This window comes from Bacteroides sp. ET71, from assembly GCF_023336905.1.
GTDB lineage: Bacteria > Bacteroidota > Bacteroidia > Bacteroidales > Bacteroidaceae > Bacteroides.
This window is the reverse complement of the sequence record NZ_JAMBLS010000001.1, coordinates 26,321-41,102: the sequence shown is the minus strand read 5'-3', so window position 1 is coordinate 41,102 and position 14,782 is coordinate 26,321. Positions and strand designations below refer to the sequence as shown.

General features: G+C 54.6%; 16 protein-coding genes. 6 read left to right on the top strand and 10 right to left on the bottom strand.

Annotated features, from left to right (window positions below; all coding sequences use genetic code 11):
* The first annotated feature begins 110 nt into the window (after positions 1-110).
* The 6 genes from M3090_RS00145 to folE all read left to right on the top strand — a co-directional run bounded on the left by M3090_RS00145 (position 111) and on the right by folE (position 4,942).
* Entirely contained in the window at positions 111-968 is an 858-nt protein-coding gene (locus M3090_RS00145) for a peptidoglycan DD-metalloendopeptidase family protein (RefSeq protein WP_410553155.1), read from the top strand.
* Positions 969-1,075: 107 nt separating this feature from the next.
* Entirely contained in the window at positions 1,076-1,618 is a 543-nt protein-coding gene (locus M3090_RS00140; RefSeq protein ID WP_249053366.1) for a DUF1599 domain-containing protein, read from the top strand.
* On the top strand, positions 1,608-2,936 hold the full coding sequence (locus tag M3090_RS00135) for a BT_3928 family protein (RefSeq protein ID WP_249053365.1): 1,329 nt from the start codon (positions 1,608-1,610) through the stop codon (positions 2,934-2,936). The genes M3090_RS00140 and M3090_RS00135 overlap by 11 nt, the downstream gene beginning before the upstream one ends.
* Positions 2,937-2,957: 21 nt before the next feature.
* Positions 2,958-3,713: a triose-phosphate isomerase gene (gene tpiA / locus M3090_RS00130; RefSeq protein WP_249053363.1), complete on the top strand. Its 756-nt coding sequence runs from the start codon at positions 2,958-2,960 to the stop codon at positions 3,711-3,713.
* A 149-nt stretch (positions 3,714-3,862) separates the two neighbouring features.
* Positions 3,863-4,327, top strand: coding sequence for an SPOR domain-containing protein (locus M3090_RS00125; RefSeq protein WP_249053362.1), 465 nt, complete (start codon positions 3,863-3,865; stop codon positions 4,325-4,327).
* 27 nt (positions 4,328-4,354) lie between these two features.
* Positions 4,355-4,942, top strand: coding sequence for a GTP cyclohydrolase I FolE (folE, locus tag M3090_RS00120; protein WP_249053361.1), 588 nt, complete (start codon positions 4,355-4,357; stop codon positions 4,940-4,942).
* On the opposite strand, the gene M3090_RS00115 is transcribed toward folE, so the two are convergent.
* From M3090_RS00115 to M3090_RS00070, 10 genes are all read right to left on the bottom strand, one after another.
* Positions 4,926-5,636 (bottom strand): response regulator transcription factor, encoded by a 711-nt coding sequence (locus tag M3090_RS00115; RefSeq protein WP_249053360.1) that lies wholly within the window; start codon positions 5,634-5,636, stop codon positions 4,926-4,928. The genes folE and M3090_RS00115 overlap by 17 nt on opposite strands.
* Before the next feature lie 361 nt (positions 5,637-5,997).
* On the bottom strand, positions 5,998-6,198 hold the full coding sequence (locus tag M3090_RS00110; RefSeq protein WP_249053359.1) for a hypothetical protein: 201 nt from the start codon (positions 6,196-6,198) through the stop codon (positions 5,998-6,000).
* 191 nt (positions 6,199-6,389) lie between these two features.
* The gene (dnaG, locus tag M3090_RS00105; RefSeq protein WP_249053358.1) at positions 6,390-8,444 is read right to left on the bottom strand and encodes a DNA primase; all 2,055 of its coding nucleotides are present in this window, start codon (positions 8,442-8,444) and stop codon (positions 6,390-6,392) included.
* Positions 8,441-8,860, bottom strand: coding sequence for a type II toxin-antitoxin system VapC family toxin (locus M3090_RS00100; protein ID WP_249053357.1), 420 nt, complete (start codon positions 8,858-8,860; stop codon positions 8,441-8,443). Before M3090_RS00100 ends, dnaG begins: the two co-directional genes overlap by 4 nt.
* Complete coding sequence (locus M3090_RS00095) at positions 8,857-9,102, bottom strand: hypothetical protein (RefSeq protein WP_249053356.1); 246 nt, start codon at positions 9,100-9,102, stop codon at positions 8,857-8,859. The genes M3090_RS00100 and M3090_RS00095 overlap by 4 nt, the downstream gene beginning before the upstream one ends.
* Positions 9,103-9,203: 101 nt before the next feature.
* The gene (locus tag M3090_RS00090; RefSeq protein WP_249053355.1) at positions 9,204-9,977 is read right to left on the bottom strand and encodes a prephenate dehydrogenase; all 774 of its coding nucleotides are present in this window, start codon (positions 9,975-9,977) and stop codon (positions 9,204-9,206) included.
* Between the two features lie 98 nt (positions 9,978-10,075).
* Complete coding sequence (locus tag M3090_RS00085; RefSeq protein ID WP_249053354.1) at positions 10,076-11,143, bottom strand: bifunctional 3-deoxy-7-phosphoheptulonate synthase/chorismate mutase type II; 1,068 nt, start codon at positions 11,141-11,143, stop codon at positions 10,076-10,078.
* Between the two features lie 199 nt (positions 11,144-11,342).
* Positions 11,343-12,530 (bottom strand): pyridoxal phosphate-dependent aminotransferase, encoded by a 1,188-nt coding sequence (locus M3090_RS00080; RefSeq protein ID WP_249053353.1) that lies wholly within the window; start codon positions 12,528-12,530, stop codon positions 11,343-11,345.
* The gene (locus M3090_RS00075; protein WP_249053352.1) at positions 12,508-13,359 is read right to left on the bottom strand and encodes a prephenate dehydratase; all 852 of its coding nucleotides are present in this window, start codon (positions 13,357-13,359) and stop codon (positions 12,508-12,510) included. The genes M3090_RS00080 and M3090_RS00075 overlap by 23 nt, the downstream gene beginning before the upstream one ends.
* A 295-nt stretch (positions 13,360-13,654) precedes the next feature.
* Complete coding sequence (locus M3090_RS00070; RefSeq protein WP_249053351.1) at positions 13,655-14,575, bottom strand: helix-turn-helix domain-containing protein; 921 nt, start codon at positions 14,573-14,575, stop codon at positions 13,655-13,657.
* Positions 14,576-14,782 lie beyond the last annotated feature (207 nt).

The following is a 14,782-nucleotide window of genomic DNA, read 5'->3' as shown; positions in this document are numbered from 1 at the left end:
ATAGTTAAGGATGAATCCGCTTTTTCGCCGATAAGTGCTATCTTTGGAAAAATTTTTTTTAAACACGCATAAAACGGATGCCCGGACATCCAAACTGAACAACGAAACGAATGAAACTACCTTTGATTAAAACGCTTTGTATGGTTGCTGCAACGGTGTTTGGCACACAGGCTTATTCGCAAGACCTCATTGCCCGTCAGGCTCCTATCGACAGAAAACTGAAAAGCGTAGATTCTTTAGCTCTCCAAAAACAAATCCGCGTGGAGCAATCCCTCTATCCCGCGTTCGATATCTACCCCTCCTGGAACAACGAGACCGTCGCCTACAAAGACGCCATTATCCCCGAAAGCTATACCTTCGATTTGACCGGTTTTTGCATGCCGACCGAGCATACCAAAATCACGGACATCTTCGGTTACCGTCCCCGCCGTCGCCGTGGACATTACGGACTGGACATCAAGGTCTATGTCGGCGATACCATCCGGGCAGCCTTCGACGGCAAGGTGCGTGTGGTGAAAAACCAAGGGCGCCGTGGTTATGGAAAATACCTGGTCATCCGTCATGACAACGGTCTGGAGACTGTTTATGGACATTTGTCCAAGCAACTGGTGAAAGAAGACCAATTGGTCAGAGCCGGCGAGGCCATTGCATTGGGCGGCAATACGGGGCGTTCTACCGGTTCACATCTGCATTTCGAGACCCGCTTCCTGGGCATTCCCTTGAATCCGGCACTGATGTTCGACTTCGAGAAGCAGGACATCGTGGCCGACACATACACGTTCCATAAAGACAAAGGCAACTCGCAGAAAGGCTCTTCATCGAAAGGCTTGTTCTATAAAGTCAAACGGGGGGATACGTTGTCCAAGATTGCACGCAAACAGGGGACGACAGTCAGCCAGTTGTGCAAGCTGAACCACCTGACGCGTCGCACCGTTTTGCGTCCGGGGCAAGTACTGCGTTGTTCATAAAAACGTAAACAATCATACGCAGAAGAGGGTACTTTAATATAATTTAGAGTGCCCTCTTTCTTTATTCCTTATATTATTCCTACCTTTGCACGAACATTTCCAAGGATATGAAAGATACCAAGCAACAGTTCGAACACGTAATAGCCATCTGCCGCGACCTCTTTGCCAAGAAATTGCATGATTATGGTCCGGCGTGGCGCATCCTGCGGCCGGCTTCTGTCACCGACCAACTGTTCATCAAGGCCAACCGCATCCGCAGCATCGAGGTCAAGGGGGTTGCATTGGTGGACGAAGGCATACGGCCCGAGTTTATGGCCATTGTCAACTATGGCATTGTGGGTCTGATACAGTTGGAATTGGGACATGCCGATTCGGCCGACATCAGCAACGACGAGGCGCTGTCTCTCTATGACAAATATGCCAAAGCTTCCTTGGATCTGATGCTGGCCAAGAACCACGACTATGACGAGGCATGGCGCGGCATGCGCATCAGTTCGTACACCGACCTGATTCTGATGAAAATCTACCGTACCAAGCAGATAGAAACGCTGGCTGGCCAGACGTTGGTGTCCGAAGGCGTGGATGCCAACTACATGGACATGATTAATTACGCCGTGTTTGCTTTGATAAAAATAGAGTTTGGAGACTAAACAGAGACATATCATACGCAAGGTTGCAGTCAATGTGTGCCGCTTTGTGCTGGGAGCCACTTTTATCTTTTCCGGTTTTGCCAAAGCGGTAGACCCGTTGGGCTTTTTCTATAAGATAGAAGATTATCTGGCTGCTTTCGGCATGCCGTGGATGCCTCACATCCTGATTCTGCTGGCTGCCGTCGGCCTTTCAGCCATCGAATTTTGTGTAGGCATCTTCCTGTTCATTGGTGTCCGCCGTCGGTTGGCTATATTTCTGACTTTGCTTCTGATGCTGGTCATGACCCCGTTGACGCTCTACCTGGCTCTGTTCAATCCCGTATCCGATTGCGGTTGTTTTGGCGATGCCTGGGTGTTGACCAATTGGCAGACGTTCGGCAAGAATGTAGTGCTGCTGGCGATGGCCGTCGTGGTCTATAAGTGGCGGGCGGACGTTTTCCGCTTCATTACGCCAAAGATGGAATGGATGGTGTCTACCTACACTTTTCTCTTCATCTTTGTACTGTCTTTCTACTGTTTGTCCTACCTGCCCATCCTTGACTTCCGCCCTTACAAGATAGGCGTTAATATCGGGAAGGCGATGGAGGTTCCCGAAGGAGCCAAACCCAGTGTCTTCGAACAGCATTTTGTATTGGAGAAAGACGGAAAGCGGCAGGAATTTACGCTGGACAACTATCCGGACAGCACGTGGACCTTTGTTGAGGCGCGTTCCGTTCTGGTGGAGAAAGGCTATGAGCCGCCCATTAAGGATTTCAACGTTCAGAGCTTGGAGACGGGCGAGGACCTGACCGGAAGCATCTTGGCCGATACGAATTACGTGTTCCTGCTGGTGATGTACCGGGTGGAAGAGGCTGACGATAGCAACATCGACCTTATCAACGAAATATATGATTACAGCGTAGAACATGGTTATGCCTTCTATGCGCTCACGTCTTCTTCGGCGGATGCCATCGAATTGTGGAGCGACCGTACAGGAGGTGAATATCCTTTTGGCATCGTGGACGATATTGAGCTGAAGACGATTATCCGTTCCAACCCCGGCTTGCTTCTGTTGAAAGAGGGTACCATACTGAACAAATGGAGCGATAACGACCTTCCCGACGAATATATGCTGACAGGCCCTCTTGACGACCTTCCCTTGGGGCAGCAAAAGGCTGTGAACGATTGGCGTACGATGGGCTATGTGCTGTTGTGGTTCATCATTCCCCTGCTGTTGGTCATTTCCCTCGACGTGCTCGTGGTGAAACGCCGGGAGCGGCACAAATGGCAAGGGGCTCTGCGGAAACAGGCGACAGAAGAAAAAGAAACGATTCATTAACCATTAATTATAGTAACAATTATGAGAAAGAACATTGTAGCAGGAAACTGGAAAATGAACAAGACTCTCCAAGAGGGTATTGCTCTGGCAAAAGAACTGAATGAAATGTTGGCTAACGAAAAGCCTAATTGCGATGTGATTATCTGCACGCCCTTCATTCACTTGGCTTCGGTGACTCCGTTGGTAGATGCCGCCAAGATTGGTGTGGGTGCCGAGAACTGCGCCGACAAGGAATCGGGTGCATACACGGGCGAAGTTTCTGCCGCCATGGTAGCTTCTACGGGTGCTCAGTACGTTATTCTGGGTCATTCCGAGCGTCGTGCCTACTACCACGAGACGGTAGAAATCCTGGAAGAGAAAGTGAAGTTGGCTCTGGCACACGGTTTGAAACCCATCTTCTGCATCGGTGAAGTATTGGAAGAACGCGAAGCCGGCAAGCAAAACGAAGTGGTTGCCGCCCAGTTGGCTTCTGTCTTCTCGCTTTCTGCTGAGGACTTCTCGAAGATTATCCTGGCTTACGAACCCGTCTGGGCTATCGGTACTGGCAAGACTGCCACACCCGAGCAGGCACAGGAAATCCACGCCTTCATCCGCTCGAAGGTGGCCGAGAAGTATGGCCAGGAAGTAGCCGACAACTGCTCTATTCTGTACGGTGGAAGCTGCAAGCCCTCTAACGCCAAGGAACTCTTTGCCAATCCCGACGTGGATGGCGGCCTGATTGGCGGCGCTGCACTGAAGGCTGCTGACTTCAAGGGCATCATCGACGCTTTCAATTAATCAATCAAGAGAACGGAGAATGAAGAACGGAGGCTGAAGGATGGGGAGACTCTTCTTGGCGGCTTTGTTCTTCATTCTCCCGTTTTCATTCCGCCCACCGGTTGGCTCTTTCCGGATGCCGGAACTTATCAATAGTCGTAAAAAGGAAGATGAAGAGACTTGTTTTACTTTCGGTGCTTTGCCTGGTTTGTGCTGTCTCTGCCTCGGCACAGGACAACAGCATCCTTGGCAGCCTGCAACGTGACGTGCCCGGACAGGGCAAAGTGACCATCCATCAAGATGCCCGCATCGCCTCCCTGGTCGGCTCGGATGCCGTGCCCGTGGCGGCAGACGGTACGCGGGTTCTGAAAAAGGCCGGCTACCGTATCCAGATTTATGCCGGCAACAATACACGTGCTGCCAAGAATCAGGCACACGACGTGGCCAAGCGCGTCAAGGAACTGTTTCCTGAATTGCCCGTGTACACCACGTTCAACCCTCCGCGTTGGCTGTGCCGGGCGGGCGACTTCAGCAGCATTGAGGAGGCCGATGCCGTCATGCGTCAACTGCGGGCTTTGGGGGGAGACTTCAAAGCCGTGTCTATTGTAAGGGAGCAGATTAACGTCCCGCTGTAAGTTATTAACCCATACCTCATTTCCATCATGTTAGGAAAAGAAGAATTTCCCTCGCCCCATCTGGACGAGCTTAGAGAGCATTATCATCGCATACTTACCCTGCTGGGGGAAGACCCGAACCGAGAAGGTTTGTTGAAAACCCCGGAACGTGTGGCAAAGGCTATGCTTACCCTGACCCACGGCTATGCCATGGACCCGCACGAGGTACTCCGCTCGGCCAAGTTCCGGGAGGATTATAACCAGATGGTCATTGTGAAGGACATTGATTTCTTCTCCCTCTGCGAGCACCACATGTTGCCCTTCTACGGTAAGGCGCACGTGGCCTATATTCCTAATGGTTATATCACGGGGCTGAGCAAGATAGCCCGCGTGGTAGACATCTTTTCACACCGTCTTCAGGTGCAGGAGCGTATGACGCTGCAAATCAAGGAGTGCATCCAGGAGACACTTAACCCGTTGGGGGTTATGGTAGTGGTCGAAGCCAAACACATGTGCATGCAGATGCGGGGCGTGGAAAAGCAGAATGCCATTACTACCACTTCCGATTTCTCTGGCGGCTTCAACCAGGCCAAGACGCGCGAGGAGTTTATGAACCTCATCAAGCGAGGCTTTTGAAATGAAGCATCAGTCCCACGCCGCGCACGGTTTTTATCTCCACCTGCGGCTCGTCGGCCAACAGTTTGCGTAGCTTGTTGACGAATACGTCCAGGCTGCGTGAGGCGAAGTAGTCTTTCTCCTCTGTGCCCCACAGGCGGCTGAGGATGGCTTCGCGGCGGACGGTTTGGTTGCGGTTTTCGGCCAGGAGTTGCAGCAACTGGGCCTCGCGCTGGCTCAGGGTTTGCAGCTCTCCTGTCTGGTCGTCGCGCAGCATGGCGTGCGGGGCGTCCAGCGTGTAGCGGCCCAGGCGGTAGTGGTCGGTCTCGTCGCTGGTCTTATGGCCTTCGGTCAGCTTCAGCAGGGCATGGACGTGGGCGTCCAGCTCATCGGGCACGAAAGGTTTCTTCACGTAGTTGTTCACACCCAGCTTGTAGCCTTCCTTCACGTCGCGGGGCGAGGTGAGGGCCGAGCCGAAGATGATGGGCGTCGTCTTGTCTGTCTCGCGGATGCGGCGCACCATGTCGAAGCCGTTCATCACGGGCATTTCGATGTCGCTCACGATGATGTCTGGCTTATGCGCCTCCCATTGTTTCAGTCCTTCCGCGCCGTTGGCGGCGGTGAACACCTGGTAATCGCCGATGAGGTCCTCGAGGGCGGTCTGCACGATGTAACTCAGGTTTACGTCGTCTTCTACGAGTAATAGCTTTACCATATATCCAATTAAGAATTATGAATGGAGAATGAAGAATTTGGCGCGTGGCGTTGGCTTTCTTCGTCCTTCCTCCTTTTTTATTGCTGTTAGTTATTTGTTTATTTCATTCTTCATTAAAATGATGACCCCTGTCGACGCACGGCTGTGTCATCTTGTGTATATATTTCTGATTCTCAATCACAGGGTCAAAGATACGGAGTTTTTCATTTCGCCGTTGGTTTCCAACTGATAAAATCTGTTCGTTGCACTGTCTTGGCAGGAGCTTGGTAGTTGCAGGAGGCTGTCAAGTCTGTAGAAAGGAATGATATAACAGGCTTTTATATTATTTATAACAGGCTGTTATATGATATAAAACAGGCTGTTATATAGGATAAAGAAGGCTGTTATATAGGATGGAAAAGGCTTCTTTATCAATATTCGGCAGTACAAAGAGGGTGTCTTGGCAGGACATTGTCCGTGCTTTGCCGCTATGCAGGCTGTCGGCCGTGTTGGCGGTGACAGGGATGAGCAGGTTGATAAAGGCCGTTGCCGCCACGGCCAGGAAGATGATTAAGCATTTCATACGTTGTCTCTGTGTTTTGGTTCGTGCGGCAAAGGTAGGCAAGTGGGGGGAGGCGTTGGGTTAAGGTTAGGTTAATGTTAGGTTAATGAAGAATGAAGAATTAAGAATTAAGAATGATGAATTAAGAATTAAGAATGAGGTAGCCGACGCCACGCGCCAATTCTTCATTCTTCATTTTTAGTTCTTCATTATTAAAGTTTCAGCACGACGCGGTCTCCCAGCCTTTTGGCCATCACGCTCTGCACCTGCCTCAGCTCGTTGTAGCGCGTCAGGATGGCGGTGCAGCGGTCGTTGTCGCTGAGGACGGCGGAGTCTTGCAGGGCGCGCATGAGGTGGGTCAGCTCTTCGCTGACGATGGCATACTTGAAGTTGACCATCAGGAGGGGTACCAGTTCGTAGAGGCGTTCTTCGTCGGTGACGATGTGCTGGTTCTTGTAGTGGTACTTGCTCAACTGGTAGCGGTCGCTCACCAGTTCGGCGCTGAGCCGGCTGATGGCAGGGTCGGGGTGGTTGAGGAAGTAGTGTTCGGCGCGGAAGCCTTCGGTGTGGATGCGCTCGGCGGCCTCTTGCAGCATCCGGCGGTGCAGGGGATTGTGGAAGGCCAGCTCGTCCTGTTGCAAGTCGGAGACGATGTATTCGGTGACAGTGACAGGCACCTCGCGACCTTCTTCGTCGGCCACGTTGCACATGACACGCTCGCCGTAGCGCACCACCATCTGGAGGATGAGCCGCTCGTAGCGGTAGAATTCGCGGCCTTCCTTGTCTTCCTGGGGGATGAACGACTGGTAGGTGTCCGTAGGAGTCGGGGCAGGGATATCTTCTTCCGCAGGAGGAGGCGGGACGTCGTTGGGTGCGGCTTCTCCGTCCTGCTCGGCGGCGGCACGTGCTTGGGCCTGGCGGCGTTCGCGTTCGCGCTGTTCGGCACGTTGCTCGGCCTGTTTCTCGCGGCGTTTGGCCACTTCGGAGACCAATAGTTTGTCTTCAACGTGCAGCAGTTGGGCGCATTCCTTGATATATACGTCGCGTACGATGGCCTCGGGGATGACGGCGATGCTCTGCACCAGGCTGCCGATGAGTTCGGCCCGCTTGATGGGGTCGCGGCCCGCGTCTTCCAGCAGGAGGTTGGTCTTGAAGCGGATGAAGTCCGTCTCGTGCTCGCGGATGAACGTCTGGAACTCGGCGCTGTTGTGTTTGCGGGCAAAGGAGTCGGGGTCGTCGCCGTCGGGCAGGAGGCAGACCTTGATGTTCATCCCCTCCTCCAGCAGCATGTCGATGCCGCGCAGCGAGGCTTTGATGCCGGCGGCGTCACCGTCGTAGAGCACGGTGAGGTTGTTGGTGAAGCGGTGTATCAGTTTGATTTGGTGGGTGGTCAGGGCGGTGCCCGACGAAGCAACTACATTCTCCACGCCGCTCTGGTGCATGGAGATGACGTCCGTGTAGCCTTCCACCAGGAAGCAACGGTCTTGCTTCACGATGGCCTGCTTGGCCTGGTAGATGCCGTAGAGTTCGTTGCTTTTGTGGTAGATTTCCGACTCGGGCGAGTTGACATACTTCATCTTGACCCCTTTGGTGGCGGATGCTAGTACGCGCCCGCCGAAGGCCACCACCTTGCCGCTCAGCGTGTGGAAAGGGAAGATGACGCGGCCCCAGAAGCGGTCGCGCAGACGGTGGTCGTCCGTCTCGTAGCAGAGGCCCGTCTTCACCAGATAATCCTGCTGGTAGCCTTTGGCCAGCGCTTCCTTGGCAAAGGCGTCGTGGCTCTCGGTGCAGTAGCCCAGTTGGAACTTCTCGATGATGTCGTCGCGGAAGCCACGGCTGCGCAGGTAGGCCATGCCGATGTTGCACCCTTCGTCCGTGTTGCGCAGGGTGCTGCGGAAGTAGTCGCAGGCAAACTGGTTGACGATGAAGAGGCTGTCGCGTTCGGTCTGTGCGGCCTTCTCTTCGGCGGTCTGTTCGCGTTCTTGGATTTCGATGTGGTACTTCTTGGCCAGGAAGCGCAGGGCATCGGGATAGGACAGTTGCTCGTGCAGCATGATGAAGTGCACGGGATTGCCTCCCTTGCCGCAGGCGAAGCACTTGCAGAGGTTCTTGGCGGGCGAGACGTAGAACGACGGCGTCTTGTCGTCGTGGAAAGGGCACAGGCCCACATAGTTCACCCCGCGTTTGCGCAGGGTGACAAAGTCGGACACGACGTCGTAGATTTGCGCCGCGTCCATGATGCGGTCGATGGTGGAGTGGTCAATCATTTACACGATTGAGTTGGTTGAAGAAATTCGGCAGGGGTCAGTACTGGTAACTCGGCGAAGGAGAAATGCTTGCGGTTTCGGGTGATGATGGCTTCGCAGCCGTTGGCTTTGGCACATTCATATTGCAAGACATCTTCGAAATCGCTGGCGGGACAACTTAAGGCTTTTGCGAACTGCTCTTTGTCCATCGGTAGTATTTCCAGCATGTCCGAGAGGTCGGCAAGTATGCTGTACAATTCTTCCTGCGTATGACCCTTGCGAATGACATAGGCAGTGTTGGCCATTGTCAGGAAAGAAGCCATGAGTTGTATCTTCTTTTCCTCGCCCAGTTGCAGGAGGTCAGCGGCATTATCGGCTCCTTCGCGTTCCAGGATAAAGTCTAGTATAATGTTTGTATCGAGAAATATCTTTGTCATTTTTTGAGTAGGTAAGAAAGTCGTTCATCTTCTTCGATTTGTTGGCGGGTAATGCCTTTGGCGATGCCGCGAAGCCGCCGAATGCGGGGGGAATACGTTGTAGACTGTTGGGAAGTGTGAGCACTGTCTTCTTTCTTTCCTTCATACAATGATACGCCGATTACCCCTTTCAGCATCTCTATGGCCTTCTGGATGTTGGAGGTAAACGAACCTTCTTCTAATGTAACGATTAACTGTGTCATAAGCCTTCCTTTTTGGATGTTTGCAAGCAAAGGTAGTGATGTTTCTTGAAACAGCCAACACGGAGAAGGCATTTCCCTGTGTTGCTGTGGGCATTTTATCTTTATTTTATCTTCCCCCGAATCTTCGTCAGATACTTCTTCATCCCTTCGGCATCGCGGTTGGTGATGATTTCCAGTAGCTGCTTCAGTTCGAGGCGGACGTTCTCCACCTGGGCGGGGGTGCGGGGATTGAAGAGGATTTCCTGCAGCAAGTAGTCGTCTTCGTTGAGCAGGCCACGGGCGATGGCCATGTGCTTCTTGAACGTCGTGCCGGGCGCCTCCTGGTGCTTCATGACGGCGGCGAAGACGAAGGTGGAGACGAAGGGGATGGACAAGGAGTAGGCCACGGTCTCGTCATGCTCGTCGAAGGTGTACTCGAAGATGTTAAGCTTGAGCTGCTGGTAGAGGTCCTTGAAGAAGATGCGGCCCAGGTGGTCGCCCTCGGTGATGATGATGGCGTTCTCGTTGCTCAGGTTGCTGAGGCTGGCGAAGGTGGGGCCGAACATCGGGTGGGTGGAGACGTAGCGGAATCCGCTCTCGGTGTAGAACTTCTTCAGCCCGGTCTTGACGGAGGCGATGTCGCTGATGATGCAGTCTTTGGGCAGGACGGGCAGCACCTGACGGAAGGCGTCGAGGGTATATTTCACCGTGACGGCATTGATGACCAGCTCCGGCTCGAACTCCTTGATTTCGTCCAGCGTGGTGAAGCGGTAGGTGTTGTAGACGAAGCGCAACTGGTGCGGGTTGGTGTCGTAGACGGCGGTCTCGTGTTGAAAACTCAGTATGTCGGTGAAGAAGGAGCCCATCTTGCCGGCTCCGAGGATTAGTATTCGCATTTCTTTATTGATTAATGGTTAATGATAAATGGTCAATGACAATGCCTGATGGGAAGAGGTGGCACGTATTAACCATTTATCATTTATCATTGATTGTTTTACTTATTAATGATTTCCATCTGCTGGCGCACGCTTTCTTCGTGCACGGCTTCGAAGATTTTCTTGACGCACTCGGGGTCGATGCCGCAGAGCGAGGCTTGCGAGCCGCGCTTGTCCAATATTTCGTTGTAACGGCCCGTCTGGAGGATGGTCATGTCATGCTCTTTCTTGTAGGTGCCGATTTCGCGGGCGATGCGCATGCGCTTGGCCAGGGTTTGGATGATTTCGTTGTCGCACTCGTCTATCTGCTTGCGCAGTTCGGAGAGGTTCTCGGTGGTCTGTGTTTCGCTGCGGATGACGAGGAGGTTGAGGATGTAGTCCAGCACGTCGGGCGTCACCTGCTGGGCGGCGTCGCTCCAGGCCTGGTCGGGCGAGCAGTGGCTCTCGACGATGAGGCCGTCGAAGCCCAGGTCCATGGCCTGCTGGCACAGGGGGGCGATGAGTTCGCGCTTGCCGCCGATGTGGCTCGGGTCGCAGATGATGGGCAGTTGCGGGATGCGGCGGCGCAGCTCGATGGGGATGTGCCATTGGGGCAGGTTGCGGTATATCTTCTTTTCGTACGAGGAGAAGCCGCGGTGGATGGCGGCCAGACGCTTCAGTCCGGCCTGGTTGATGCGCTCCAGGGCGCCAATCCACAGTTCGAGGTCGGGGTTGACGGGGTTCTTCACCAGCACGGGGATGTCCACGCCGCGCAGCGCGTCGGCTATTTCCTGTACGGCAAAGGGGTTGGCCGTCGTCCGCGCGCCTATCCACAGCAGGTCGATGCCGGCCTTGAGACATTCGTAGACGTGCTTGGCGGTGGCCACTTCGGTGCAGACGTACATGCCCGTCTCCTGCTTCACCTGCTTGAGCCAGGCCAGGCCTTCGACGCCGATGCCTTCGAAGCCTCCGGGCTTGGTGCGCGGTTTCCAGATGCCGGCGCGGAATATCTTCAGCCCCTTGTCGGCCAGTTGGCGGGCGGTGTTCATCACTTGTTCTTCGGTCTCGGCACTGCACGGGCCGGCGATGACCAGCGGGCGTTCTTCGGGGACGCCGGGCAGCTTGATGGGTTCGAGTTGGAGTTCCATAATCGTTGGTTTTTTATCGGTTTTGTAATTCATTATTACTTCATTTTAAATGCGACGTATTGTCGTCAAAAATGCGACGTATCGCCGTTAAAAATGCGTCGGGTCGCATTTTCAACTCCGTCGGGTCGCGTTTATAACTGCGTCGGGTCGCGTTTTTAACCGCGTCGGGTCGCAGTTTCGGCGGCATCGTGGCGCGTTTTCAGAACACCTGCCGGATGCGCCTCAACGCCTCGGCCAGCCGCTCGTCCTTGCAGCAGAGCGAGATGCGGATATACCGCGCGCCGTTCGTGCCGAAGATGAAGCCTGGGGTCAGGAAGACGCGGGCCTCGTGCAGCACGCGCTCCGTCAGTTCCTCTACATTATTATATAGGTCGGGGATGCGGCCCCAGAGGAACATGCCGGCCTGCCGCGGGTCGAACGTGCAGCCCAGGGCGTGCATGATGTCTTCGGCCAGGGCGCGGCGGCGGCGGTAATTGGCGTTGTTGCCCTCGTACCACGTGGTGTCTGCCTCCAGGGCCGTGGCGGCGGCCAGTTGCATGGCGCGGAACATGCCGCTGTCTATGTTGCTCTTCACCTTCAAGACCCACTGGACGAACTGCGCGTTCGAGGCCAGCATCCCGATGCGCCAGCCGGGCATGTTGTGGCTCTTGCTCATCGAGTTGAACTCGATGCAGCAGTCCTTGGCACCGGGCACGGCGAGGATGCTCAGCGGGTGGTCGTTGAGGATGAAGCTGTACGGGTTGTCGTTGACGATGACGATGCCCCGCCTCCGGGCGAAGTCCACCAGCCGTTCGTACAGCTCCGGCGTGGCGGGCGCGCCGGTGGGCATGTTGGGATAGTTGGTCCACATCAGGCGGACGCCCTTCGTGTCCATCGCCTCCAGCCCGTCCCAGTCGGGCATCCAGCCGTCCTCTTCCTTCAGGTCGTAGGGGACGACCTCCGCGCCCAGCAGCTTGCTGAGCGAGGTGTACGTGGGATATCCGGGGTTGGGCACCAGCACGCGCTCTCCGGGATTCACGAAGGCCAGCGTGACGTGCAGGATGCCTTCCTTCGAGCCGATGAGCGGCTGGATTTCCGTCTTCGGGTCCAGGCTGACGCCGTACCAGCGGCGGTACCAGTCGGCAAAGGCCTGCCGCAGTTCGGGTATGCCCACGTAGGGCATGTAGCCGTGGCCGTCGGGGTTGTTGGCGGCTTGGCACAGGGTGCGTATCGTCTCTTCCGAAGGCGGCATGTCCGGGCTGCCAATGCCCAGGCTGATGACGTCCAGCCCCTTGGCGTTCATCTCGGCCACCTCCTTCAGCTTGCGCGAGAAGTAGTATTCGCTCACGCCTGCCAGGCGGTCGGCGGGCCTGTAACTCGTAGCTTTACTGGATGCTTGCTTTTCCATCTTCGTATTCTCCTAAAATTTTAAGTTGCTTGGTCAGTGGACTGATGGCCGCGATGGCCTGCTTGTAGCGCAGCATCTGGTCGAACATGACGTCCACGTAGAATTCGTATTCCCACTCGCGGCCGATGATGGGCAGCGACTGTATCTTGGTAAGGTTGATGCGGTAGAACGACAAGATGCTGAGCACTTGCGACAGGCTCCCCTCCTGGTGCGGCAGGGTGAAGACCATGCTGGCCTTGTTGGGTTCGCGGGTGCGTTGGCGGTTCAGGTCGTCCACCTGCCAGGGGTCCGCCACGACGAGGAAGCGCGTGAAGTTGTGCTTGTTGGTCTCGATGCCCTCTTCCAGCACCTTCATGCCGTAGAGCTCGGCGGCGTACTTCGAGCAGATGGCAGCGTGCCCGTAGAGGCTGTCGCGGTGGATAATCTCAGCGCTGAGGGCGGTGTCCTCGGCTTCCACCACCTTGATGTGCGGGTGACGGCTCAGGAAGTCGCGGCACTGCATCAGGGCGATGGGGTGTGAGTGTACTTCCCGGATGCTGTCCCAGTCGTCTTCGGGCAGGCAGACGAAGCTGTGGCTGATGCGCAGCTTGTATTCGCCCACCACCTGCGTGCCGCTCTGGCGCAGCAGTTCGTAGTTGTGCAGCAGGCTGCCGGCTATGGTGTTCTCTATGGCCAGCATACCGATGGTGCGGCTGTCCTGCCGGATGGCGTCGAACACTTCCTCGAAGGTGGCACAGCAGATGAGTTCGATGTCCTCGCCCTCGAAGTAGCGGTGTGCGGCGATGTCGTGGTAGGAACCCAGTGTTCCTTGGATGGCTATTCGTTTCATACGTTGTGGTGTCTAACAAAAAATCCCGCTTCCAGTCGTAGGAGCGGGATTCATATCTTTTCATTTAAGTTCTTGTTTCAGTTCTTAAGCGTCACTGTCACTTGACACATACAAACTCCCGCTCTACTTTGTGGCTAAAGTAAAAGTAAAAGAAGAAGTAATATGCGTAGTTAAATGACTTCATAAGTTCTCTGTGCTTTGTATTCTTGTTTTTGATTACGCGGCAAAAGTAATGCTTTTCTGTGAAAAACAAACAAAAGTCCGTGTTTTTTTGACTTTATACAGCAAAAAAACTTCATCCGGACTGCTCCGTCTCCTTTTTGTATTGCATGGGCGACATGCTGCACTGCCGTTTGAAGAACTTTCCGAAGGCCGACTGGTCGGCAAAGTGCAGCATCTCGGCCACCTCCTGCACGGACAGTGACGGGTTGCGCAGGCAGACCTTGGCCTCTTCCGCCAGTAGTTCCGTCAGGATGGCGTTGGCTGACTTTCCGCAGAAACGCTTCAAGACAGCGGACAGCGCGTCGGACGAGAGCCCCACCTGTCGTGCGTACCAGCCGACCTCGTGTCGCTCGCGGCAATGCGTGTGTGCCAGGTAGAAGAATTGCGCGGCAGCGTCTCCCCAATGGGATTTGATTTCTGTGCGCGAGGTTTGCAGGCGGCGGAAGAAGATGTTCCACAGTTCGTACTGCCAGGCGCAGGCCATGGTCTGGAGTAGTTCGCGGAGAAACATGCTCCGTCCGTCGCGCAGGGTGTCGAACATGGCCTCCTCCAACCGTTGCAGACGCTTGCTTTCAGATTCGTCCATCGGGGTGAAGGGCGACTGGGCGAACCGCATCATGCCTTCGCTTATCTTGCTGCGCATCTGCTGGGTGGATTCCATGAAGAATTGCTGTTCGACCAGCACGAAGCAAGCGCGGTAACGTCCTACGAAGGTTACGTTCGTCCATCGGGCATTGGAGAGAAAGTCTACATACACCGGTGTTTCGAAACCCAGGCGTTCGTTGTTGGCAGTCAGGCGCAGTTCTCCTTCGTGCACATGCAGGAATACGTGCCAATGTGGAGGCGGCCAATCGTTGTGTAGGCGGAAGTCTGTTCCTGTCACTTGCGCCATCAGCAGGGAGTTGCCGTATGTAGCGATGTCCATCTGCCCCTGTTCGTTTGCTTCCTGTCCGTTGCGCAGCCAGGTTGTAGCAGTCTCTTTGAAGTTGTCCATATATATAATGTATAGATAGATGCGGCGGTTAGCGGGCGTAAAAGTAAGGCAAAACCCGTAAGCGCTGAAGCGTTTTCCATCTTATTAGCACTCTTAAAGTAAAAAAACGGTAATGCCCGGTTTGGAACCAATCTAATAAGGATTCGGACGAGAATCCCCCATCTGTTGCCCCGTAACTTTGCCCCCGATTTCAATAGAATACGTTAT